18 protein-coding genes and 1 pseudogene are annotated in these 22,529 nt (G+C 63.1%); 12 read left to right on the top strand and 7 right to left on the bottom strand.

Annotation, left to right across the window (positions count from 1 at the left end; all coding sequences use genetic code 11):
• Positions 1 to 246: 246 nt before the first annotated feature.
• Positions 247 to 777: a hypothetical protein gene (locus tag DPQ64_RS03835; RefSeq protein WP_115863034.1), complete on the bottom strand. Its 531-nt coding sequence runs from the start codon at positions 775 to 777 to the stop codon at positions 247 to 249.
• Positions 778 to 1,269: 492 nt separating this feature from the next.
• Here DPQ64_RS03835 and DPQ64_RS03830 point away from each other — a divergent pair, with 492 nt between their 5' ends.
• The 5 genes from DPQ64_RS03830 to DPQ64_RS03810 all read left to right on the top strand — a co-directional run bounded on the left by DPQ64_RS03830 (position 1,270) and on the right by DPQ64_RS03810 (position 8,678).
• On the top strand, positions 1,270 to 2,121 hold the full coding sequence (locus DPQ64_RS03830) for a TatD family hydrolase (RefSeq protein ID WP_115863033.1): 852 nt from the start codon (positions 1,270 to 1,272) through the stop codon (positions 2,119 to 2,121).
• 71 nt (positions 2,122 to 2,192) lie between these two features.
• Positions 2,193 to 2,780 (top strand): DUF2150 family protein, encoded by a 588-nt coding sequence (locus tag DPQ64_RS03825; protein ID WP_115863089.1) that lies wholly within the window; start codon positions 2,193 to 2,195, stop codon positions 2,778 to 2,780.
• Positions 2,781 to 3,022: 242 nt separating this feature from the next.
• On the top strand, positions 3,023 to 5,803 hold the full coding sequence (locus tag DPQ64_RS03820) for a hypothetical protein (protein WP_115863032.1): 2,781 nt from the start codon (positions 3,023 to 3,025) through the stop codon (positions 5,801 to 5,803).
• Positions 5,804 to 5,866: 63 nt separating this feature from the next.
• A complete protein-coding gene (gene hmgB, locus DPQ64_RS03815; RefSeq protein WP_115863031.1) occupies positions 5,867 to 7,204 on the top strand; it encodes a hydroxymethylglutaryl-CoA synthase in 1,338 nt (445 codons plus the stop codon).
• A gap of 298 nt (positions 7,205 to 7,502) precedes the next feature.
• Positions 7,503 to 8,678, top strand: coding sequence for a DUF7351 domain-containing protein (locus DPQ64_RS03810; RefSeq protein ID WP_115863030.1), 1,176 nt, complete (start codon positions 7,503 to 7,505; stop codon positions 8,676 to 8,678).
• Positions 8,679 to 9,065: 387 nt separating this feature from the next.
• Here DPQ64_RS03810 and DPQ64_RS03805 read toward each other — a convergent pair whose 3' ends face one another.
• From DPQ64_RS03805 to DPQ64_RS03795, 3 genes are all read right to left on the bottom strand, one after another.
• Positions 9,066 to 11,666 (bottom strand): efflux RND transporter permease subunit, encoded by a 2,601-nt coding sequence (locus DPQ64_RS03805; RefSeq protein WP_115863029.1) that lies wholly within the window; start codon positions 11,664 to 11,666, stop codon positions 9,066 to 9,068.
• A gap of 194 nt (positions 11,667 to 11,860) precedes the next feature.
• Complete coding sequence (locus DPQ64_RS03800) at positions 11,861 to 12,136, bottom strand: DUF7521 family protein (RefSeq protein ID WP_115863028.1); 276 nt, start codon at positions 12,134 to 12,136, stop codon at positions 11,861 to 11,863.
• The gene (locus DPQ64_RS03795; protein WP_115863088.1) at positions 12,133 to 12,510 is read right to left on the bottom strand and encodes a helix-turn-helix domain-containing protein; all 378 of its coding nucleotides are present in this window, start codon (positions 12,508 to 12,510) and stop codon (positions 12,133 to 12,135) included. The genes DPQ64_RS03800 and DPQ64_RS03795 overlap by 4 nt, the downstream gene beginning before the upstream one ends.
• A 256-nt stretch (positions 12,511 to 12,766) precedes the next feature.
• Here DPQ64_RS03795 and DPQ64_RS03790 point away from each other — a divergent pair.
• A pseudogene (locus DPQ64_RS03790) lies at positions 12,767 to 13,250 on the top strand (ISNCY family transposase); the annotation flags it as partial.
• A 30-nt stretch (positions 13,251 to 13,280) separates the two neighbouring features.
• Here the strand turns inward: DPQ64_RS03790 and DPQ64_RS03785 are convergent.
• A complete protein-coding gene (locus DPQ64_RS03785) occupies positions 13,281 to 14,024 on the bottom strand; it encodes a winged helix-turn-helix transcriptional regulator (protein ID WP_115863027.1) in 744 nt (247 codons plus the stop codon).
• 409 nt (positions 14,025 to 14,433) lie between these two features.
• Between DPQ64_RS03785 and DPQ64_RS03780 the strand changes: the two genes are divergently transcribed.
• From DPQ64_RS03780 to DPQ64_RS03755, 6 genes are all read left to right on the top strand, one after another.
• Positions 14,434 to 14,784 (top strand): hypothetical protein, encoded by a 351-nt coding sequence (locus tag DPQ64_RS03780; RefSeq protein ID WP_115863026.1) that lies wholly within the window; start codon positions 14,434 to 14,436, stop codon positions 14,782 to 14,784.
• 44 nt (positions 14,785 to 14,828) lie between these two features.
• Positions 14,829 to 15,515, top strand: a complete 687-nt coding sequence (locus DPQ64_RS03775) for a potassium channel family protein (RefSeq protein WP_115863025.1) — start codon at positions 14,829 to 14,831, stop codon at positions 15,513 to 15,515.
• Between the two features lie 119 nt (positions 15,516 to 15,634).
• Positions 15,635 to 17,164 (top strand): TrkH family potassium uptake protein, encoded by a 1,530-nt coding sequence (locus DPQ64_RS03770; RefSeq protein WP_115863087.1) that lies wholly within the window; start codon positions 15,635 to 15,637, stop codon positions 17,162 to 17,164.
• Positions 17,165 to 17,284: 120 nt separating this feature from the next.
• On the top strand, positions 17,285 to 17,950 hold the full coding sequence (locus DPQ64_RS03765) for a potassium channel family protein (RefSeq protein WP_115863024.1): 666 nt from the start codon (positions 17,285 to 17,287) through the stop codon (positions 17,948 to 17,950).
• Positions 17,951 to 18,327: 377 nt separating this feature from the next.
• A complete protein-coding gene (locus tag DPQ64_RS03760; RefSeq protein ID WP_232820474.1) occupies positions 18,328 to 19,083 on the top strand; it encodes a universal stress protein in 756 nt (251 codons plus the stop codon).
• 44 nt (positions 19,084 to 19,127) lie between these two features.
• On the top strand, positions 19,128 to 20,678 hold the full coding sequence (locus DPQ64_RS03755; RefSeq protein WP_115863022.1) for a TrkH family potassium uptake protein: 1,551 nt from the start codon (positions 19,128 to 19,130) through the stop codon (positions 20,676 to 20,678).
• Positions 20,679 to 20,711: 33 nt separating this feature from the next.
• Here the strand turns inward: DPQ64_RS03755 and DPQ64_RS03750 are convergent, their stop codons facing one another.
• Together DPQ64_RS03750 and DPQ64_RS03745 are read right to left on the bottom strand one after the other, a co-directional pair.
• The gene (locus DPQ64_RS03750; RefSeq protein WP_115863021.1) at positions 20,712 to 21,485 is read right to left on the bottom strand and encodes an archaeal proteasome endopeptidase complex subunit alpha; all 774 of its coding nucleotides are present in this window, start codon (positions 21,483 to 21,485) and stop codon (positions 20,712 to 20,714) included.
• Positions 21,485 to 22,246 (bottom strand): Ntn hydrolase family protein, encoded by a 762-nt coding sequence (locus DPQ64_RS03745; RefSeq protein WP_115863020.1) that lies wholly within the window; start codon positions 22,244 to 22,246, stop codon positions 21,485 to 21,487. The genes DPQ64_RS03750 and DPQ64_RS03745 overlap by 1 nt, the downstream gene beginning before the upstream one ends.
• Between the last annotated feature and the right edge of the window lie 283 nt (positions 22,247 to 22,529).

Below are 22,529 nucleotides of genomic sequence, written 5' to 3'. Positions count from 1 at the left end.
GGCTTGCGAGACGCTTCGCGTCTCGCTGATCTGCGAACGTAGTTCGCAGACAACGCAGGAGGCTGGGGAGGTCCGAGGCCCGCGGTCGCGGTGCGGTCACGCCGTGCGCAAGCAGAAGCGAGCTCCGTGTCACACTCGACGTCGTTCGCGGTCGCGGTGCCCAGGAGTCACGGTGCAGTGCCGAGCAGTCGCGATAGGTCTCAGTTCCGAAAGACTCGACCGCTCACCGCAACCAACCGTGCGAAATCACTCCTCAGAATCTCCTAACGCCGACACCCTGACCTCGTGCGTCCCGTCCGGCAGCCGGAGGACCAACTCATCCACAATAGCCCCACCCACAGACTCGCGCCACGCCGTGACCGCCTCGACGTGGCGCTCGCGATGAAGCTCCACCGAGAATTCGACGTCCGGGTTCTCCCGAAGTGCGTCCTCCGTCTCGTCGGGGTCGGGATAGGATGAAATAGCGTCCTCGTCGACGAACCGCGACGGCGGGACGTGGAGCGTACCGGTCGCCGGGTCAAGGTCGGTCCGAGCGTCCGAATCGCCGTCTCCCGCGCTCTCCAGTTCGGCTCTCTCCACCCCGGCTTCGTGCAGTCGCGCGCGCATCCGCCCTGAGAAGGGTGGCGTCACTCGGAGGACGGTCCGGCGCGTTCCCCGCTGGCGAGCCTCGTACGCCGCCACCACGTCGTCGGCCGTGACGGCGAGCGACCGGACCGCTCGCGGGTCGGCGTCCGAGTCGTTGCCGTCAGATTCGTCGGGGTCGCTCTCGTCAGTCACGTGCGTACGTGTGTGCACGGGGTCTAATTACTCTCTCGGGGCGAGTCCGTGGAGTTCCAGTTGTCTGTCTGTACACTACCGCTACGCCCCCGCTGTGAACTCGTTCTGATTCGAGAGCGCTAGCTACTGTCGGCAACGGCGTGACGCTAGCTACTGCCGAGGCATAGGGTGACCGTACAGCACCGCTACCGCGACTGCACCGCTACCGCGACTGCACGGCTACCGCGACTGCACCGCTACCGCGACTGCACCGCTACCGCGACTGCACCGCTACCGCGACTGCACCGCTACCGCGACTGCACCGCTACCGCGACTGCACCGCTACCGCAATCCTCAGACCTCCCCAGCCTCCTCGCTCACTGTGTTCGCTCGTCCCTCGCACGCCAGGGCGCGGCGCGTTCGTGCGCCGCGCCCAAACGCGCGCCGGGTGCAAGGACAGGCCAGCGCGAGCGAACCGCCGAAACTTTGCCTTGCACGACCCAATCCTCGCGCATGAGTGACGACCTCGGAACCCCCGTACTCGACGACCACCTCCACCTCGACCCCGAGCACGGTCGCGGCCTCGAAGCGGTGAAGGACTTCGCGCGGAGCGGCGGGACCCACCTGCTCGTGGTGAACAAACCGTCGTGGCTACTCGGCCACGAGGTCGAGACGGGCGAGGACTTCCGACCGGTGTTCGAGACGACGCTCGAAGTGGTCGCGCGCGCGAACGAGCTACTCGACGGTCGGGCGTGGCCCGTGCTGGGGGTCCACCCCGGCCTCGTCTCGAAGTTAGTCGACGACCGCGGGTTCTCGCCCGACGAAGCCCGCGAGCTGATGCAGGCCGGGCTCGACGTGGCGGCGGAGTACGTCGATTCGAACGACGCACTCGCGCTCAAGACCGGTCGCCCACATTACGACACCAGCGAGCCGGTGTGGGAGGCCTCGAACGCAGTGCTGCGCCACGGGCTCGAACTCGCCGCCGAGCGCGACTGCGCGGTCCAGCTCCACACCGAGGCCAGCGAGGACCTGACCGAAATCGCCGACTGGGCCGAGGCGGCGGGGCTCGACCCCCGGAAGGTCGTCAAGCACTACGCCGGGGGCGAACTCGTCGGGCCGACCCCGAGCGTGATGAGCGAGAAGGACCGACTCGACGTGGCGGCCGAGCGCGGCGAGCCGTTCCTGATGGAGACCGACTTCGTGGACGACCCCGACCGCCCGGGAGCGGTGATGGGTCCGAAGACGGTGCCCCGGCGGGTGCGCTGGATGCGCGAGCAGGGCTACGGTGACGCCATTCGGAACGCCCACGTCGAGACGCCCGAGCGCGTGTACGGCGTCGACACCGAGGCGACGCTGGACAGGTAAGAGCGCAGCGACGTACCCACCGGCCGAGCCTAAGAGAAAGGCATATGGGGCGCGCAACACTCGGAGAAGACATGAGCGCGCCCCCGGAGGAATTCTACTCCGACGAACGCTGGCAGAACTGGCTCGACCGAATCCGCGAGGAGGACATCGATCCAGAGGACGAGGACTCGGCCCGCCTCCTCCTCAACCTGCAGGACGACGTTGCTATCGCGGTCGCAAAGATCGTCACTGCGTACGACGACGACGCCATCGACGAGGAGGAAGCCCTCGACGAACTCGAAGACATCCGCGAGGTCGTCCTCGACGAGGTGGCGTTCGACGACGACGAGAAGGCCATGCTTATCGACGGCGTCCAGACGAGCCTGGTCTGCGTCTTCTACGCGGCCGAGCAGTACGTCGCCGACGGCCCCGCCGACGAGGCGAACGTCGAGCAGTACGTGATCGAGGCTGGCAAGGCCGAGGAGGCCGAGGACCTCGACTCGGCGCTCGGACTGGTCGCGGCCGCCGGGACGCGCATCATCGACGGCGAGGAACTGGACATGTCCGTGACCGAGGAACTGGAGTACGGCCTCGTCACCGAGTGGATCAACGGCCTCGACAGCCTCCAGAGCGCGATGAGCGACCCCGAGGTCGTCGAAGAGGAAGACGAGGAGGAGTAAGGCTATCCTGCGGTCGCGGAGAGCTTGACGAACTACTCATTGACGACCGAGGTGTCTACGACGAGCGCGTCGACCGCCATCGCTTCACCCCGCGTTCGCCCGACCAATCGCCGCCTTCCTCGCGGAGTTCGTCCCGCGTTTGAATCTTAAAGAACGGGCGCTCGCGCTATCGTACCCCAGAAGTCCAGCGGCAGACGGGTCAGACGCTATTTTTAACTACCCCGGATGAAAGAAATCGGATAGTGCAACTGCGAACCGACGACCGTGGTGTGACGGTCCAAATCGGGACCGTGTTGCTGTTCGCAGTACTGATAGTGCTTCTCTCGACGTATCAGGCGTCGGTCGTCCCCCAGCAGAACGAGGAGGTGGAGTTCGACCACAACCAGCAGGTCCAGAGCGAACTCCAGGACCTCCGCGACGAGATCCACCGGACTGCAGTCTCCGGAAGCGGAGGCTCGTCGTCGGTGGCGCTGGGCACCCGCTACCCGGTCCGGGCGTTCTTCGTGAACCCGCCGCCGCCGGCCGGGAGCCTCGAAACCACGCCGCCGGCGAACGCGAAGATCGTGAACGCCGAGGCCGCGGGCGAGACCGGCGACTACTGGACCGGCGACTCGCGGAGCTTCTCGACGCGCGGGCTGGTCTACGACCCCGGCTACCACGTCTATCAGAACCCGCCGACGACCACCTATCGGGGCGGCGTTCTCTACAACCGCTTCGAGAGCGCGAACATCACCCTCGGCGGTCAGCGCCTCATAGAGGGGAACGCCATCTCGCTCGTCGCGCTGAACGGGAGCTACGACGAGGCCGGGAGCGGGACCGCGTCGGTCGACCTCCGGGCGATCAGTCCCGCGGTCCGGACCGTGACGGTCAGCAACGAGACCGCCACCGTCTCGGTGGTCGTGCCGACAAAGCGCCCGGCCAGCGAGTGGGAGGAACTGCTCGCCGACCAGATCGACGGGGCCGGAAGCGACGACCGGTACGTCCTGGCGGTCGACCCCGTTCCCGGCCGGAGCGCGGTCGAGGTCGTACTCGAACCCGCGACGTACGAACTCCGATTGGCGAAGGTGGGCGTCGGCACCGACGTGAGCGCGACCGGCACCCACTACGTCACCGACGTTCGGGGCAACAACGCGAGCGTCCCCGAGAACAGCGGCCAGCAGCTCGTCGTGGAGGTCCGCGACCGGTTCAACAACCCCGTCTCGGGCGCGACGCTGAACGCCACGCTGGTGAGCGACTTCGCCGACGACCTGATCACCGCGCAGGGACAGGACGGCGACCAGCTCACCGACCTGACCACCGACGCCGAGGGTCGCGTGACCGTCAGCTACGACGCGCCCGACGACTTCGACGACGGGAACGAGCCGGTCGAGGTTCGCGTGGGCACGGACTCGGTCCCGAGCGGGGCCGGGCCGCCGGGTGGCGGACCGTTCGCGCCCGGCACGCGCGCCAACCTGAGCTTCAACCTGACCGCGGTGAACGCCGACGGGAGCGGGCTGGCCGGTGGCGGCGGTGGGAATCGCACGTACGACGTGAACTGGACCGACGCCGCCGGTCTGGGCCTCGACTGCGACGCGGAGTTCACCGCGTGTACGCTGAACGCCAATCAGGGGACGAGCGTGAGCCTCACGGCGCGCGTGACCGAGGACGGCAATCCCGTCTCGCAGACGACGGTCGACTACGCCGTCAACGACTCCGCACTCGGGAGCGTCTCGCCGCCCGAGGGCGTCACTGACGGGGGGACCAACGGGACGACCCTCGACGTGGCCGAGGCCAACGGAACGATCACGGCGTACGCGGCCAGCGGCGACGACGTGGACCCGATCAAGATTCGGGTGGAAGATCCGCCAACAGGTCCCGGTCCGGGCCCAGATCCCACGCTCTCTTCGACCATCGTCGACCAGAGTCAGACCGGCTCGCTGGCCCGGTACGAGGTGTCCTACGACGTGGACAACACCGCGAACTTCGGCTACGTCCGGGTGAGCTACGAGAACCTCGACGCTGGCTACGGCGATCAGACGTACACGAGCAGCGACTCGCGGTTGAACATCGACGACTACGGCTGGTCCGACGAGTACGGAGACACCGGCGGCGACACCTACGAGATTTCCATCGAGGTGTTCGACACCGACGGGAACCTCGTCGACTCCCGGACGGTGACCGATCCGGCCGACGGCACCGACCCGAGCGGGAACGACGACCTCACGGAGGGCGACAGCCCGACGCTCCAGTCCGCCACGTTGTACGATCTGGACCCGAACAACGTCGAGTACGCGCTCGACTATCAGGTCAGCGACCCCGCCGAGAAGTTCTCGGAGACCGAGGTCCTGTTCCTCAACACCGACAGCCCGTACGCGACCGACGAGCGGACGGGCGGCACGCTCTCGGGGAACCTCTCGTACACGGGGTACAGCATCGGCGACCAGTACGAGGTGCTCGTTCAGGTGCAGGACGACGACGGCATCGTGGTCGATCAGACGGTCGTCGAAGACGAGGCGAACGGTGACGGGGGCGGCGGCGCCTCGACGAGTGACGAGCGAATCCGCGTGGTCGACGGGTCGACGCCGGCCGGCGAGAGTGACCACCTCACGTTCGACATCGAAAACGTCGGCGAGAGCGACGTGCGGATCACTGACTTCAACCTGACCACACCTGGACGCCGAAACTCCGGCGTCCGACAGGTCGGCACGCTCGACACGCCGAACGGGGACGACGAGGTGAGGATAACCGGGGGCGGGACCGACGGCTACGCGACGCCGGACTACGGTAAATTTGACGAGGCGTTCGCGGTCGACGGCACGACCTACGCGTTGGCTCGACAGGGTAATCGAGGGCGAGGGCAGGAGGCAGTCGTGACAGGTGGAAGCACCGCCACCGTCGAGATGGGCGCGTTCAACGGCGGGGACATCCAACTCACCTACGAGTTGACCGACGATTCCGCAGACGCCGACCTCGTCGCCACGCTGGTGTTCGATGACGGGACCGTGAAGCCGGTCTACGTCCGGGTCACGAACGTAAACAGCTAACTTTCGACGTTCGACGAATACCGCATCGACAAAATATTATACGTGGTCGACGGAGTAGGGGACATGACAGCAGTCGGTATCGACGCCATCGAGATCTGGACGGGGAAGCTCAAACTCGACCTCGCCGAGACGTTCGCGCCGGAGAAGGGCGAGGACCCGGAGAAGTACACGAAGGGGCTGGGTCTGCACGCGAGTTCGTTCCCCGACGCACACGAGGACATCGTCACCATGGGCGCGAACGCCGCCCACCGGCTGATGGAGCGCAAGGGGCTGAAACCCGACGACATCGGCCGCATCGACGTGGCGACCGAGTCGTCGTTCGACAACTCCAAGCCCGTCTCGACGTACATCGCGGGCTGTCTCGAATCGGTGTACGACGGTGACTTCCACCACGCCAACAAGGGCGAGCGAAAGTTCGCCTGCATCGCGGGCACCCAGAGTCTGGACGACGCGTACAACTGGATCAAGGCCGGGCGAAATCGCGGCCGGTCGGCGCTCGTGGTCGCGACAGACACCGCGCTGTACGCCCGCGGGGACCCCGGCGAGGCCACTCAGGGCGCGGGCGCGGTCGCCATGCTCATCACCGAGGAGCCGAGCCTGGTCGCGCTGTCGACCGAGCAGGGGTACGGGAGCGCCGACGAGACCGACTTTCTCAAGCCCAACCAGCAGTTCCCGAGCGTCGACGGCAAGCGCTCGATGCAAGTGTACCTCGCCCGGATGCGCGAGGCACTCGAAGACTACGAGTCGGTCGCGGGAGCCTCCCACCCCGACGACTTCGCGTACGTGCCGTTCCACACGCCGTTCCCCGGGATGGTCCGGAAGGCCGCAGTGCTGGCCTACCGGCACATGATCCGCGACACGCCCATCGAGGAGGATCTCGCCGAGGAGATCGGGTTCCAGCCCCGCGAAGAGGACTACGAGGATCGGGAGGCCTACAAGGAGGCCATCCGCGAGCACATGGACGCGCTGGGCTCGACCGCGGCGTATCAGGAGTGGTACGACGCCGCCATCGAGCCGACGCTGGACATCTCCCGCGAGGTCGGCAACTGGTACACTGGCTCGGTCCACATCGCCCGCGCCGCCGCGCTCAAGCGCGCCGCGGAGGACGGCCGCGACCTCGCTGGCGAGGTGCTGGGCGTCGGCTCGTACGGTTCGGGCGCACAGGCGGAGGTCCACGCCGAGACGGTCCGGGACGGCTGGAAAGAGGAGATCGACCAGCTCAACGTCGACGAGCAGATCGACGACCGCTACGACCTCTCGTTCGCGGAGTACGAGAACGTCCACGACCGGCACAACCACGACAAGAGCGTCGAGCTGGAGGACTTCACCATTCCCGAGAGCGAGTTCGTGTTCACGGGTCGCGGTCGGATGAACGAGCGCACCTACGAGTACGTGGAGTAGCGCTTCGGAACGTCGATTCTTCTCGTTGGAGTATTTGCCTCGATTTCCGGCATCGAACTTGTACCGATTTCGCAGTCCTCTGTTGCACCGATCCCAAACCTCGAAACCCGGCGCGCGCGAGCAACGCGCGCGAGATAAACTCGCGCCAGCACGCGCCGGTCGGGAGATCAGTTAGCGCGCCAGTTGAGAAGATTAGCCAGCACAGACTCTTGTAGACGAAATATTCAAGCAGACCAGTTACAGGCGAGACCCGACATCGTCCGAGGGCTTATAAATCGCGACCCCCGACTACTGCCCCATGAGCGACGTTGGCACGGAAGACGCGGGCGACGCCGGGGGCGCGACAACCGCAGATGCGCCACCTACGGACGCGACACCCCAGGAGGCGAGCGTCTCCAAACCGTCGGAGGCCGACGAATCTGCACACTCCTACGTCGAACCTGCCGACTCCGCAAATTCCGACTCGGAAGTCGAACTCGCGGAACCCGAAGTCGAAATCGCCGACCCCGAAATCACGCTTCCGGACCCCGAAGTCGAATCCGGCGACCCGAGCGACGCGTTCGAGGCGCTGGGCAACGAGGTCCGGATGGCCGTCCTCCGCGCGCTCGTCGACGCCGAATCCGAAGAGAGTGACGACGCGACCGACGACCACGACGTATCCGGTCGAACGATGACTTTCTCCGAGCTGTTCGAGGCCAGCCCCGCCGACACCACGGCCGGGTTCGCCTACCACCTGCGACAGCTCACGGATAGTTTCCTCCACAAGACCGGCGAGGAGGGCGACCGCTACGCGCTGACCTACGCCGGGCTACAGGTCGCGCGGGCCATCCTCGCGGGCACGTACACCGAGCGCGTGTCGTTCGGTCCCGTGCCGACCGGTGACCCGTGCCCGCTCTGCGAGGACGGCGCGCTCGCGGCCACCTGCGAGGCCAACTACGTCGCGGTCGCCTGCGCGGACTGCGAGCGCACCGTGCTGACCCTGCCGTTCCCGCCGAGCGCGCGCCGGGATCGGGACCCCGCGCACCTGCTCGACGCGTTCGACCGCCACCACCGCCACCGGCTCTCCACGATGTCCGATGGAATCTGCCCGGAGTGCGCCGCCACGATGGACGCCTCGCTGGCGCGCCCGCCCGAGTCGGTGACCGAGCGACTGCCCGACGCCGAGGCCGACCGCGCGCAGGTCCGCCTCGACTGCGCGCAGTGTGGCTGTCGGCTCCACTGTCCAGTCACCCTCGCGGTGCTCGAACACCCCGCCGTGATCGCGTTCTTCCACGACCACCAGCGCAACGTCCGCGACCGGCCGATCTGGAACGTCGGGAGCGAGTGGCGCGAGACCGTCGTCTCCGAGGACCCGTGGTGCGTCCGCGTGAGCGTCGCGTTGGGCGAGGAGGTGCTGGGGCTGTTCGTCGCCGGCGACTGCTCGGTGGCCGCGACCCGGCGGCGCGACGCGAGCGAGGTTCGACCAGCATCGTAAGTCGGCAGAGTTCCGATTTTTCGTTCTCAGCCTGCTCGACTATCCCGTTCTGACTCATCCGAACGAGCAAGACGAGCGTCTGACGCCGTTCAGATAAACTATTTATCGCGATAGCAAATCAGTACGAGACCGCTCGCACAGATCCTGCATTTGGATTCCTACGAATCGCCACCATTCCAACATGAATCCTGCAGACGGGAATCAACAGGTGCTCGCGTCAACTTCGACACAGGAACGGAGTAGATAGTTCCTCGTGCATCACCCGTGAGCAGGTGTGCACAATCGGCTTCACTTCAGATTGGTCGCTGAATCGCAACGTAATCGACCCGGCTGAGAAACTACAGTCTCGCGTGGAAAGAAGAACGCGTGTGCGACCCAAGGAGATGCTCAGGCCACTCGTGTGAGCACGCGCTCCCGAACCACGAGCAGGCACGGAAGTACCGTCACGCACGCTATGAACGCGTAGACGATACTCAACCCAGTGACGATGCCGAAGCGTTGGAGCGGGGGTGACAGCGCCAGTGCGAGCACCCCAAAGCCTGCCGCAGTCGTCACTGCACTTCCGAGCAATGCACCACCAGTTCCTTCGAGTGCTGTTGCCAGTGTTTCGGCGAGCGAATCGTGGCGAGCGCGTTCGTCGACGAACCGCTCACTGACGTGAATGCTGTAATCCACGCCGAGACCAATCGCTAGGCTCGTGATCACGACGGTCTCGCTGTTGAATGGGATATCGAGCATGGACATGGTACCGAGCAACCACGCGAGTGCGATCAGCACGGGCGCGAGCGTCACGACACCCAGCCCCGGCGCGCGGTACCGCCACCAGTACATACCGACAAGAAGGACAAGAATGACTCCAAGGGTGATAGCAAATCCTTCGACGAGCGTTTCGAACAGCGCACTTTGGACGACGGCAGTGATGACCGGACCACCCGTTGCAACAGCTCGTACTGGGACGTCCTGTACAATGGTCGAGGAAATGTCTCGTACGTCCCTTGCGACCGACTGAGCCGAGGCGTCGCCCTGCACGCCGACAATTAGCCGTGCAGATTCGTATGACCCGTTCTCGGCACGATAGAGAACCGACGATGCTCGTTCGGGAGCAGTATCGAACAGCAGGTCATAGACCGCCGCGACATCTCTGTCCGGGAGGCCGTCACCATCTACGTCACGGGCCGCAATTGCATCCGCTACCGTTTGATTTTCCGAAGCGACAGCTCGAAGGACGGACGTTGGACTTTCGATAGCTGCTCGTCCATCGGAACCGACGACGACTGTCCCGCTGCGGTTCGTATTGCGGACCACATCGTCGGTCGCGGTAAGGAGTGCTGGTGCGGTCACGTTCCCGCGTATCAATATCTGGCCTTCTGATCCCTCTCCACGTTGGCGGAAATTGTCACTGAGGTACGCAAGGTTCTCACTCACCTCGTACGCACCGGGTGCGAACGGTTCCGGGAGAGACTCCATCCACGACGGCGCATCCTGCGGGATGAAATCGGCTTGGTTGAACTCGGTGTCGATACTTGTCGCGCCGTACGTCCCTGCGGAGGCGAGGAGTAACGAGAGAACGATGACGACGAGGGGGGCTCGCCGGGCAAGCGTAGCGGTACCCGAGAGAACACGGTTCAACCGGCCCGAACCGACGCCGACGGCGGAGGTATGCCGGTCGCGGCCACGGCGGTCGAAAAACCGTTCGAGTTCGAGTTTGACAGCTGGGACAAGCGCGGCGAAAACGACGAAGATGGCGACGATTCCCACACCACTCAGGATGGCGAAATCCCGAATTGAGCCCAGCGGACTGACGTAGTTCGAGAGGAACCCGACAGCCGTCGAAAAGGCGGCGGTAGCGAGGGCGAGAACGACCCCAACGATTCCGAGACGCATCGCTGTCGCGGGATCTCGTCGACCGACGTTCTCATCGTCGGTGTCGAGCGACCCCTCTCGGGCTTCGCGGTAGCGCATGACGACGTGAAGCGAATAGTCGATACTGAGGCCGATAAGCAAGAACGGAACGGCGATCAGGGTCGAATTCGACGGAATCTCGAGCCACCCCTGTATGCCAGCGTACCACACCAACACGACGGCCACGCCGAATATACTCACGAGAACGTCGACGAGGTCGCGGTAGGCAATCGTGAGGACGGTGAGCAAGAGAACGATTGCGACGGGCGTGATGATGATGAACGTGTCGCCGATGGCCTGCGAGGATTCCGCATCGATGAGACCCTGCCCGAACACGAACGCATCGTCGAAGCGCTTCTCGACGAGAGAACTGATGACCAGCTGTGCATCGTTCACCGATTCGGTGGTCGTAGTCGAACTGCTCGGACTCTGCTGAAAGACGAGAGTCGTTCTCGCGTCTGCACTCGTCGTCCCTGGTTCGTAATCCGTCGGCAGAAATTGAGTTGGCTCGTTGCCGGGAACAGACGCGTCGTGGCCGAGGATTCGGCTGAGATACGTTTCGACTTCCTCGTCGGTGCTGGATGCAAGTGCTGTGATCTGCTGGTCGAGTGTCGGTGCTGACGGCTGACCCTGTCTTGCCATCGACGTACTGTTTCCAGAATCACTGGCGTTAGTTGACGAACCGCTACGCTGTTGGTGTGCGTACGCAACGTTCGCAACGATATTCTCGATGCCGACCATCCCCGTTCCGTCACGAAGTGTCGCATTGACCGATTCGTTTTCTCGGAGTTCCTGCTGAAGACGGAGAGTTTTAAGTAACGATTCGCGGGTGAGAACGTCCCCTCCCTCGTCCCTGATAACAACCTGTGCAACAACTGCATCGTTCGTCTCGTACGTCGCTTCGATACGGTCAAGTGCCGCCTGTTCCGGAGAATCGATACCGGCTTGACCGATCTGGCCTTCCTCAGTGGTGCCGACAATCGCGCCAGCACCAACGACGGCACTGATGACGAGCAACAGTACGATTATCAATCTGCTCCGCGATGCGAGGAGATCCGCGTACGCAGAAGTAGGGCTTCGCTTCATCGATTACCGACACCCCCGGCTATGCCAGAGCATAGGATGTCTAATTGACTGCGTTCTGTATCGGACGTGTACATATGCGCATTTCGATGGGGGTTGATAAGAAGCGATGGAAGTGTCCCAAGATGTGGGAGAACCAGTCGTAGCTTCAAACGTTCCGACTGGCGTAGCGACCGTCGGCGACGACAGACCTGATTCTACGTCTGGTTGAGCCCGTATATCATCACGACGAATCCAATGCTGATGATCACACTCTCGAGAGTCATCCCGGTGATAGTGGACGCTCCTCCGATGTGATGGAAGACTCCAACGAGAAACGTTCCAAGTGTGATGACTGCTAATCCTATCGCAAAGAACTGGAGGCCCGCGATTCGGGTGCGATTATAAGCTCTGTACGCCATCAGAGACACAATTCCCCCGAGAACGAGTGCAGTGATCTTCACGACGCCGAGTAACACGATAGAGAGGTTCATTTTGATTCCTCCTTCATTGCAGACCAGAACGTTGCCATGCGGTCTTCTGGGTCTTCTTCGGGTCGGGATACCTCTATCGTGAACTCGTCATCGGTGACGCTGATTGAGATATCAGTAAAATCGCGTTCGTAGAGAGTCGCGTTGGGTCCGTCATGCCGAACCTCGGTGTATTCACGGACGAGCATCGATTCACGGAGCAAGTCGAGCTTCCGATACACCGTCGAACGTGAGAGACCGCACTCCTCACAGAGTTCGCTGGCAGATTTCGGGTCGGCCAGTAGCGAGAGTATGGTTCGACATTTATCGTCGTCGAGGGATTTCAACACCGTCGGGAGGCCGGGTTCGTCGAGTTCCTCGGACGACCGCCGATCGATTTCAGTAGATGAATTTGGGAATAAGTTCTCCGACGGGATTAGTGATAGCCGATTCTGCTCAACATTTTGCTCGGTCATTTCAGGTGGTGTATCGTAGATGTGCTGTGGCACTTCGTTGACAGCGTATTTTGCAGTATTCGATTCTTTCGGCGCGATGGCTTTAGATTCACCGGTTATTCCCAAGTCGCTGGAGTAGCACGCTGTGGTGCGTTACTGCCGTTTCTGGTCGTTTACAAGTGCTACTCCCAGACTCTGAGAGACGATTGCAGCTATCGACATCACACACGAGCAGTCCCACGTCTGGCTGTGGGAAGAAGAAGGCAGGCGTCGCCAAGCCAGATTAGCCGAAGATGGAGAGCGGGTACGAGAAAGACGGCGAGTACAAGCGAGGGTACAAGTACGCGACCATCACGCTGGTCGGAGACCACGCACCGATTGCCCTCGGTAGCGAGTCGGGCAAAGAGGACTCCGCGTGGGAGCCTGACGGTTCTCCCGTCGTACTCGAAAGCCGCTCCGGTGAGCTGACTACTGGACAGTGCCGAGCGGTTCGTCGATTTGGACACGGTGATTGTTCGACCGAGGATTCTACGTAAATCAGGTGTTCGCAGACGTTCATAATCGGGAGCTGGCGTACCTCTCGCCAGTTCCGACGTACGAGATGACTTGACAGCGATTCAGGATAACCAGGAGCATCCGACGGCAGATGGAGCGTCAAACACGATGTGCCGCTGGGAATCGACAGCGGTTCCGGCGTGCTCAGTCCGACACTCTCACTGCGTCCCGAATACCTCCAACGAATTCTTCGCCAAGGGTGCCTTCGAGAACAGGGAAACCACGTCTCCGGTTTGAATTACGGTTTCACCCTTGGGAGTGAGGACATCCCCGTCGCGTTCGATGCCGACGACGAGCATCTCGTCGGCCAACAGGTCCCGGTCGACCGCCTGTTCGATAGTCAGACCCGCGATCTCGGCCCCCTCCGAAACCGTGAATTCGACGACCTCCGCGTCCCCGGCCAAACTCATGAAGTCCGTCAACGACGGCCCCTTCGGCACCTTCTCCGGGCCGAACGGGTTGTACGGCGTGTGGTACGTGCCTTCGACGACGCTCTCTTCTTCGATCTCGAGGTCCAAGTCCGAGAGTTCGCCCGCGATCTGGTTGATGTCGTCGGTGTCGGCTCCGACGACCGTGATCTCCAAGTTCGCAGATCCGGACATCAGTTCCCGAACGGTTACGACGCCGGAAATCTCGAGGGCCGACTGAGCCAGTCGGGCTCGGTCCGGGATGGAGGCCGTACAGCGAAACTGATAGGTGACGAATCCTTCGACGGATTTGTAATCGATGTCTGCGAGATACCCTCGAAGGATGCCCTGCTCTTCGAGCTGTTTGATCCGATTCCGGATCGTCGCCGGTGTCACTTCCATCTCCTCGGCGATATCCGACGTCGCCGTGTTCCGAGCGTCCAGCGCCAGATAATAGAGGATTCGTTTGTCGATCTCGTCGACGCGGTGAGCCATAGCGGAATTACGAGTGGGACAAGTAAAGGCCTTCCCTGTAAATCTGTCCTAAAAGACGGATCGCGACGGTCGCGATACCCGGCGGTGATGCCGAGAGTAGTGACGAGAGCATGGTCACGGAGATTACTCCTCGGACCAAGGCACCACATCCGAACTTCTCGGAATCGGTCGACGGAACCGCCTTTCGCACGCGTATCACTGTTCGACTGGTGACTCGATTTGCAATTCAAAAATTGAGGGGCGCTAGATTTCCCCGAACGAAATGAGATACCAATATTTATAGTGGAGCGGAAATTCAGGGTGAAGTGGACAGATTCAGTGATAGTAAACATATCGCTCGAAAAATCGCTTCGCCGGCCATCGGAGTCCGCGTAGCGCGACTAGTACCGCCAATGGCCCACCTCAACGTATGACATCATCGGATACGAACCCCCCTGAAAACGTCCCTGAACGAGTCATCGCTGGACTCGAAGACAGCAGTGACGGCCAACTCAGGGATATCATCCATTACGCCCAGCAACTCCTCCGAGAGCATCCGCCCCTCACGGATGCAATCGAATCCCGACGCGGGGAAGAACTCGTTCGCGTGGAAGACCACGACGGCTACACGATCGTCGTCGTCGAACGTCCGGACGAAACGGGTCAAGCACGCGGACCGTTCGCCTACAGGGTCAACTGGGAACCCGAGATCGACGGTGGGAATGGCAAGTACCGATGGCACTACCTCGGGAAGGTGTACGATGACTCCGAAGGTAACTGATCGGCTACGCAAGCGGAGATCAAACACCATAATTCAAACTATACATGTACATTATCATCGTTGGAGCGGGCGACATTGGTACGCCCCTCATCGACATCGCGACTCGTTCCGGAAACGAGGTAGTGGTCATCGAGCGAAACACGCAGAAAGCTGACGAGATCGCCAGTGAGTACGACTGTTTGGTGCTCAATGCGGACGCTACCACGAAAGAAACGCTCGACGATGCCGGGGCCGAGCGGGCTGACGCAATTATCTCGACGACCGACCAAGACGCCACGAACGTCATGGTCTGTTTGCTCGCGGAGGAGTTCGATATTCCGGCGATCACGTCGGTGGTTCACAGTGCAGAGCACATGAACCTCTTCCGGCAGATCGGGGTGAACACGATCGAAAATCCCCAACAGCTCATCGCGGGGTATCTCTATCGGGCGGTCGCTAGGCCAGCTATCGTCGATTACATGCGGATCGGCAACGAAGCGGAAGTCTTCGAGATAACGGTAACGGAGAACGCACCAATTGCTGGCAAGACCCTCACTGAAGTAGGGAGGGAAGACCTCCTCTCGGACGACGTCCTGATCGTCGCCATCGAACGGGAGGGCGAAGACAGGCCACTGACGCCGCGAGGAAATACGCAAATCGAAGCGAACGATCTGTTGACCGTCTATTCCGCGACTGGAGCGGACCCGAGTCTCACGGACATCTTCGGACACTACGAAGACCAGACCGTGTAATCAATAACGGAGAGATAAATACTATGTCTAACACGTCCGTCGGCCGCCCCGGCTTCGTGACCGCCGCGAAAACGGTCCTCAGAGACATCGGAGCGCTACAAGTCCTCATCGGGGGACTGATGGCGGTCCCGCTACTCGTCTCGCTGCTCTATCAGGAGTGGTACAGCGCAGTTGCGTTCCTGATCGGCGGCGGAATCACCGCGCTCGCTGGCGGGGCCGCCTACAGGCTGTGTGAGGACGCTCCCGAACCGCAACGCCACCACGCGATGATCGTCGCGGCGCTCGGGTGGCTCGTCACCGCAGCGTTCGGCGCGCTCCCGTTCATCATCGCGGCGTACGTCACGCCACCGGCCGTCCTCGAATCATTCGTTCCCGCGGGCGCGACCTATCAGTCGAGCCTCCTCAACTTCCAGAACCCGGTCCACGCGTTCTTCGAGAGCATGAGCGGGTACACCACCACCGGCCTGACCATGAGCGTCCACGAACCCTCGGTGGGCCACGGATTCCTCTGGTACCGCTCGCAGATACAGTGGATCGGCGGCGCAGGGATGATCGTCCTCTCGCTCGCGATCCTCCGCCAGCCACACGGCACCGCGGGAATCTCGCTGTACCAGTCCGAGGGGCGCAACGAGAAGTTGCGGCCGAGCATCGCGGGAACCGCGCGCGCGATCTGGAAACTCTACGTCGGGATCACCGCCCTGGTCGCCGTCTACCTCGCAGCGGCGACGTTCCTCGTCAACCCCGGCTACGGCATCGAGCAGACGATCTTCGACGCGGTCAATCACGCGATGACCGGGCAGTCCACCGGCGGGTTCAGTACCCTCGACGATTCGATCGCCGGCTACGGCTCCTACGCGATGGAGGTGGTCCACATCCCGGCGATGATCACGGGCGCGATCTCGATTCCGGTGTACTACGGGGCAGTCTCCGAGCGTGACCTCCGGGAGTTCACGCGGGACCCGCAGGTCAGAGTGCTCTTCGGCATGTTCGTCGTCGGCGCGCTCGGCCTGTCGGCGTTTCTCGCTCGCTGGGTCGGCGTCCCCTACAACGGTGACCCGATCGGGTACGTCGGACGAGTGGCGACGAGTCAGGCGTTCCGCGACGGCCTGTTCCAGTTCATCAGCGCGCAGACGACCACCGGCTGGCAGACGTCTGCAATCGGTGACTGGAACGACGGGGCGGTCATGTTCATCGTGTTCGGTGCGATGCTACTCGGCGGGTGCGCAGGCGCGACGGTCGGCGGGATCAAGATTCTGCGTGGCTACATCATCGCGCGGGGGATCAGCTGGGAGGTTTCGCGGGCGTTCCTCCCCGGGCACGCAATCGAGGACCTCCGGATCGGACAGCGGATCTTCAAGCGAGACGAGGCCAACGACGAGATTCGCGCTGCGACGACGTTCGCGTTCGCGTATCTCGTGCTCCTGGTCCTATCGTTGTTCGTGCTGTTGGCAGTGCTTCCTTCGGAGTTCACCCTCGCGGACGCCATCTTCGAGGTCGCGACTGCACAGGGAACCGTTGGGCTCTCCTCGGGGATCACGGGTCCGAATATACCGGTCGTCGCGGAACTACTGTTCATCGTCCAGATGTGGATGGGGCGGCTCGAGATCATCCCCGTCCTCGTCCTGATCAACAGTATCGTCCGGAGGTAGAAACATGGTTCACCGAAGTACGCCTCGCACTCCCGCACTCGACGTTCCTGATCCGCCCGACAGTGTCGGCATCACTCGAACGCATCGGGAGCTAACTACTACCGCCACAACCAACAACCAATGTACGTAATCATCATCGGCGCAGGCCGCACCGGAAGCACAGTCATCGACCTAGCCACTCAAGACGACCACGAAGTCGTCGTCATCGAACGCGATGCGGAACTCGCCGAGGAGGTGAGCGCCGCCGCCGACTGTCTGGTCATCAACGCCGACGCGGCGTCGAACGAGATCCTGCTCGAAGCCGGCGTCGAGGAGGCCGACGCGCTCATCTCGACGACTGGGAGCGATTCGGTGAACCTCATGATCTCCATGTTCGGAAAGCAGTACGGGGTCGAGACGCTCGTGAGTTCGATCAACGATCCCGATCACATCGAACTGTTCGAGGATCTCGGAGTGAACATCGTCGAGAGCCCGCACCAACTCAACGGCCAGTACCTCTACCGAGCCGTCCAACACCCGACGATCCAGGACTTCATGCCGATCGCTAGCGGAGCCGAAATATTCGAGACCACGGTCGACGACGGCGCTCCGATAGGGGGCCTCACCCTCATCGAAGCCGATAGGGAAGACCTGCTACCCGAGGAGACGATTATTGTGGCCATCGTTCGGGACGGCGAGATGCTCATCCCGCAGGGAGAGACGGACATTCAGGCGGGTGACGTCGTCACGATTTTCGCGAGAAACGGGGCAACGAGCCGGATTACGGACGCCTTCACGGGGCCGTAACGATGCCGGGCGACTCCGAGCGCTCGGATGTTCGAATCGCAGTCCAACGCGAATCCGCCAGTGCGAAGGACGATTCGTACCTTCGTAGCGGACCGCTCGTTCACACACCGGAGTACACCGTCGTCGTTCCCATCACCGACGCGGTGCACGATTCGAGTATGGCAATCGACGCTCGACAGTTCCTCCGGACGGCAACTGCACTTGCAGCAGATAACGAGGGTCGGGTCCTCCTGCTCGGCATCGAGACAGTTACGAACGAAGCATCGCTCGAAGCGGTTCGGAAGTACGTCCGAACGGACCAGCCGGCTGACCCCGACACGGAAACTGTCGTCGAGGTCGTCGAAGAACGACGAGCACAGTTAGCACGGGTAGCAGACGTGGCTCAGAATCTCGATTCGAGCGTCCCGACCAGCGCTGTCGTTCGCGTCGTGACGGATACTACGGAGGGGATACTCGACGTCATCGGTGATGGGAACGAGACTGCGGTATTGCTGCTACGCGACGCAGGCATCGACGGAGGTGAGGTACTCAATCGAAGTACGATTGACACCGTACTGGCCGACGCCGAATGTGACGTGTTCGTCGAAAATCTGGGCGTGAAACGAGGAGAGAACGCGCTGTACGTTCCAGACGTCGAGGAACACACCGTCGCTTCACTCGCACAGTCCGACGCGGAAACGATAGACTCGATACTCCTCCCCGTTGGGACAGGCCCGCATTCCGCTCTCGCGACGGAAGCAGCACGCGCAGTAGCACGCGCTACGGACGCTTCGATCACCGTTCTCCACGTTATCTCACCCGATGGATCCGACCGAGCGACGACCGAAGGCGAGGACCTGCTGACGTTCGCCGAATACGTGCTCGGTTCTGACGTGACGGTCGAAACGGAACTGAGGGAGGCTTCCGACACGACTGAAGAGATCGTACAGGAAGCGAAGGCACACGACTTCACGTCGATAGGGATGCCCGAGAATAAATCCCGGTTAGAACAGTTCGTCTTTGGATCGGTACAGCAGACGCTTTCGGAACTGAGCGAGGTGACAGTACTCCTGTCACGGGATCCGGATCGCGTTATGCGTTCGCTCTACTACCGATGGAAGCGAGGTATCGAAGCGATTGACGACGACAGTTAAATTCCAAATTACCTATATTTGAGACCTACACACTGCTATCCACGATGAGAGTAGATACGAACGCTGTCGGACATGACGTCGGTCGCATCGTTCAGGCCGTCTCCTTGATGATGGTGGCGTCCATCGTCGTAGCGGCTGTGAACGGCGAGTTCTACGCGATCCCCGCCTTCGTCGTCTCCGCGGTCGTCGTGGCCGGACTCGGGACTGGACTCGTCCGGCTATACCGCGACGCCGACCCGCCCGAAAAACGCGAGGCGATGGTAACCGCCGCGACCGCGTGGGCGCTTACCGGCCTCCTCGGTGGGCTGCCGTTCCTCCTCGTCGCGTGGACGATTCAGGTCGACCCACTCCCCGCATGGACGAACACCCCACCGATGGACGCGACGACGGCGGTGTTTCTCCACCCGCTCGACGCTGTGTTCGAGAGCATGAGCGGGTTCACCGGGACCGGGCTCACGATGGCCGCCGTCGAGGAGAAACTGCCCCGATCCCTCCACTGGTGGCGGTCGTTCATCGAATGGGTCGGTGGCGTCGGCGTGATCGTGCTGACCGTCGCTATCCTGCGACGGGGCGGGCGCAGCGGGTCGTACACGCTCTACGAGAGCGAAGCTCGGTCCGAGAAGATCCATCCGAGCATCGTGACGACGGTCCAGGAGATCTGGAAGCTCTTCGTGGGACTCACCGTCGGCTCTATCGTCCTGTTAGTCCTCGCCGGAACGCCGCTCTGGGACGCGATCAATCACGGCATGACCGGGATTGCGACGGGAGGGTTCTCCGTCCACGCGGACTCTATCGGGCACTACGGTAGCCCACTGATCGAGTACGCGACGGTCCCGATAATGGTCGCGGGGAGTATCGCGTTCCCCATCCACTACCTGATATTCAAGGGTGAGCTACGGAACCTCTACGCGGACCTCCAGACGCGGTGGGTGTTCATCTGGTTCACGGTTGGGTCACTCGGATTGACCGGTATTCTGTACGCCAACGGGCAGTACGCGACGCTGGAGGAGACGTTCCGGGTGAGTCTGTTCCAGTTCGTCTCCGCGACCTCGAACACCGGCTTCGGGAGCGCGACGATCGGCGGCGGGACCGAGCAGGTCTGGAGCGCTGGCGCGACGCTGCTGGCGTGTCTGGGCATGCTCACCGGCGCAGCGGCCGGTTCGACGGTGAGCGGGCTCAAGCTGATTCGGGTGATCACGCTCGTCAAGGGGACGGTCTGGCAGATACGCGGCGTGTTCCTCCCAGACAATGCGATTCGGTATCTCAAGCTCGGGGAGCGCAGACTCAGTGAGAAACAGGCCGAACGCGAGTACACCGAAGCGACGGTCGTGTTCGTCCTCTGGCTCACGTTCCTCGCGATCGGGGTCGCCGTTCTCCTCCGCGTCTTGTCACCGGCCCACCCGTTAGAGTACGTGATCTTCGACGTGATGAGCGCCCAGAGCAACGTCGGACTGGACTCCGGTATCACCGGGCCGGGGATGCCCGATACCGCCAAAGCGATGTTGATCGTCAATATGTGGGTTGGCCGACTCGAAATCATCCCGGTCGCGGTACTGCTCGGGGCGGTCTTCCAGCGGTTCGACCTCTACCGGTAATTCGATGTCCGGGAACGGCCGAGCGGGGAGTCGTCAGGACGCCTGCTGGCCGTCATCGCCGAGCAAGCCGAGCGAGTCGAGCGCCGCCCGGCGCTCCTCGGCCGGCAGGTCGCGATAGCCGGCCGATTCCTCGACTCGGATCGTCGCGACCGCCACGTCCGCTGGCGCGAAGGTCGCCTCGTCTGGGGCCGCCAGCGCTTCCAGCGCGAGGTCGACGCCCGAATCGAGGTCGAGCCCCGCGGTGTACTCGGCTTCGAGGAACTCCCGGATGACCCCGCTGTCGCGGCCGACCGCCGCGGCATCCCACGCGGAGGGCGTGCCGGAGGGGTCGGTCTCGTAGAGGACGGGCCGGCCGTCGCCCGACCCGTCGATGCCCGCGCCGGTCACCCCGCCGACCAGCAGCGCGGTCCCGAACGGCCGCGCGCCGCCGGTCTGGGTGTACTCCTGGACGTGGTCTGCGACTTCCTTCGTCAGCGTCTCGACGCCCATCGACTCGTCGTAGGTCAATCGGTCGCGCTGGGCGGTCTCGCGAGCGAACGCCACGAGCTTGCGGGCGTCGGCCGCGTTGCCCGCCGACGCGACGCCGAGGTGGTCGTCGACCTGATGGAGCTTCTCGACGCTCGCGGGGTCCATCAGCGAGGAGCGGACCCGCCGGCGGGCCGCGAGGACCACGCCCTCGGCGGTCCGGACGCCGACGCTCGGGCTCCCGCGCTCGACCGCCTCGCGGGCGTACTCGACCTGATACAGCCGGCCGTCGGGCGAGAAGATGCTCGTCCCGCGGTCGTACGCCTGCTGGTCGCCCTGCATCAGGCCACCTCCTCGGACGGGTTCGCACCGTCCGTTTCCTCGGACGAGTTCACGCCGTCAGTCCCTTCGGCCGATGGCGCACCCTCGTACAGTTCCGCCGGGTCGTCGTGAGCGTCGATGGTCACGCCGTCGGTCGAAATCCGCGCGACGGTGACGCCGTTCCCGCTGGCGGTGTCGCGCTCGATTGCGCTCTCGACCGCGCGGGCGGCGGCGGGGGTCGCGTCCGCGACGGTCAGGTCGGGGCGGTACTCGCGTTCGAGCACACCCAGCGCGAACTGGGTCCCGCTGCCCTTCGCGTCGTAGGGCACTTCGGTGACCCCGCCCGCGCCGTCCATGCCGTACACGTGCGAGCCGTCGGCGTCGACGCCGGCAAGGAGCGGTCTGACCATCCGGAACTGGCCGCTCCGGAGGAGGTTGCCCGCGAACGTGGCGAACGCGTGCATCGTCGGCGGGTCGCCCCGCCGGACTTCGTACTGGTCGGCCTGCGCGGCGAGGCGGCGGGTGTACGCCTGGATTTCGCCGACCGCACCAGAGAGCGCGACGGCTCCCGCCGGGTGGACCTGCTCTATCTTCCGGGTGTCCTTGCTGGTGACGAACCGGCCGCCCGCGCTCGCTCGCCGGTCGGCCATCACGACCGCGCCGTCGCTCGCCGCGAGCGCGACGGTGGTCGTCCCGGTCTTCGTGAGTTCGGGTTCTTCGTTGAGGGTCGCTCCGCCGCGATTCGGCGAGCCGTGCGCCGGTTGGGGGTTGGGATTGGGCATCGACAGTCGGTAGGAGCTACGCCACAAAAAGTGTTAGCTAAAATATATTTTAGCCGGGCGTGTGGAGGGAAGGTCTGACGAGTACGTTCCGGAATTGTTCGCAAGCACGGGAGGTTACGGCGAGGAGCTCGCTTCTGCCTCGACGTATGAGACCCGCGACCTCGTCCTCCCCAGCCTCCTCTCTCTCCCTCGCACCGGCAGACGGTCCTGCTCGTCGCGTTGCTCCTGCGCGGGCTGCGACTGCCGAGCCTGCGCTCGATTCCCTCACGCAGCCCTCGCGCGC

The organism is Halorussus litoreus (assembly GCF_003382685.1).
Lineage (GTDB): Archaea > Halobacteriota > Halobacteria > Halobacteriales > Haladaptataceae > Halorussus > Halorussus litoreus.
The sequence above is the reverse complement of the archived record's forward strand: the minus strand, read 5'-3'. Positions and strand labels throughout refer to the sequence as shown.

Bases quoted from the DNA above. Each gene is read 5' to 3' on its own strand.
- DPQ64_RS03805 (WP_115863029.1), bottom strand. From the start codon at position 11,666: ATGAAGCGAAGCCCTACTTCTGCGTACGCGGATCTCCTCGCATCGCGG.
- DPQ64_RS03785 (WP_115863027.1), bottom strand. From the start codon at position 14,024: ATGGCTCACCGCGTCGACGAGATCGACAAACGAATCCTCTATTATCTG.
- hmgB (WP_115863031.1), top strand. From the start codon at position 5,867: ATGACAGCAGTCGGTATCGACGCCATCGAGATCTGGACGGGGAAGCTC.
- DPQ64_RS03825 (WP_115863089.1), top strand. From the start codon at position 2,193: ATGAGCGCGCCCCCGGAGGAATTCTACTCCGACGAACGCTGGCAGAAC.
- DPQ64_RS03810 (WP_115863030.1), top strand. From the start codon at position 7,503: ATGAGCGACGTTGGCACGGAAGACGCGGGCGACGCCGGGGGCGCGACA.
- DPQ64_RS03775 (WP_115863025.1), top strand. From the start codon at position 14,829: ATGTACATTATCATCGTTGGAGCGGGCGACATTGGTACGCCCCTCATC.
- DPQ64_RS03750 (WP_115863021.1), bottom strand. From the start codon at position 21,485: ATGCAGGGCGACCAGCAGGCGTACGACCGCGGGACGAGCATCTTCTCG.
- DPQ64_RS03770 (WP_115863087.1), top strand. From the start codon at position 15,635: ATGGCGGTCCCGCTACTCGTCTCGCTGCTCTATCAGGAGTGGTACAGC.
- DPQ64_RS03765 (WP_115863024.1), top strand. From the start codon at position 17,285: ATGTACGTAATCATCATCGGCGCAGGCCGCACCGGAAGCACAGTCATC.
- DPQ64_RS03800 (WP_115863028.1), bottom strand. From the start codon at position 12,136: ATGAACCTCTCTATCGTGTTACTCGGCGTCGTGAAGATCACTGCACTC.
- DPQ64_RS03745 (WP_115863020.1), bottom strand. From the start codon at position 22,246: ATGCCCAATCCCAACCCCCAACCGGCGCACGGCTCGCCGAATCGCGGC.
- DPQ64_RS03780 (WP_115863026.1), top strand. From the start codon at position 14,434: ATGACATCATCGGATACGAACCCCCCTGAAAACGTCCCTGAACGAGTC.
- DPQ64_RS03830 (WP_115863033.1), top strand. From the start codon at position 1,270: ATGAGTGACGACCTCGGAACCCCCGTACTCGACGACCACCTCCACCTC.
- DPQ64_RS03755 (WP_115863022.1), top strand. From the start codon at position 19,128: ATGAGAGTAGATACGAACGCTGTCGGACATGACGTCGGTCGCATCGTT.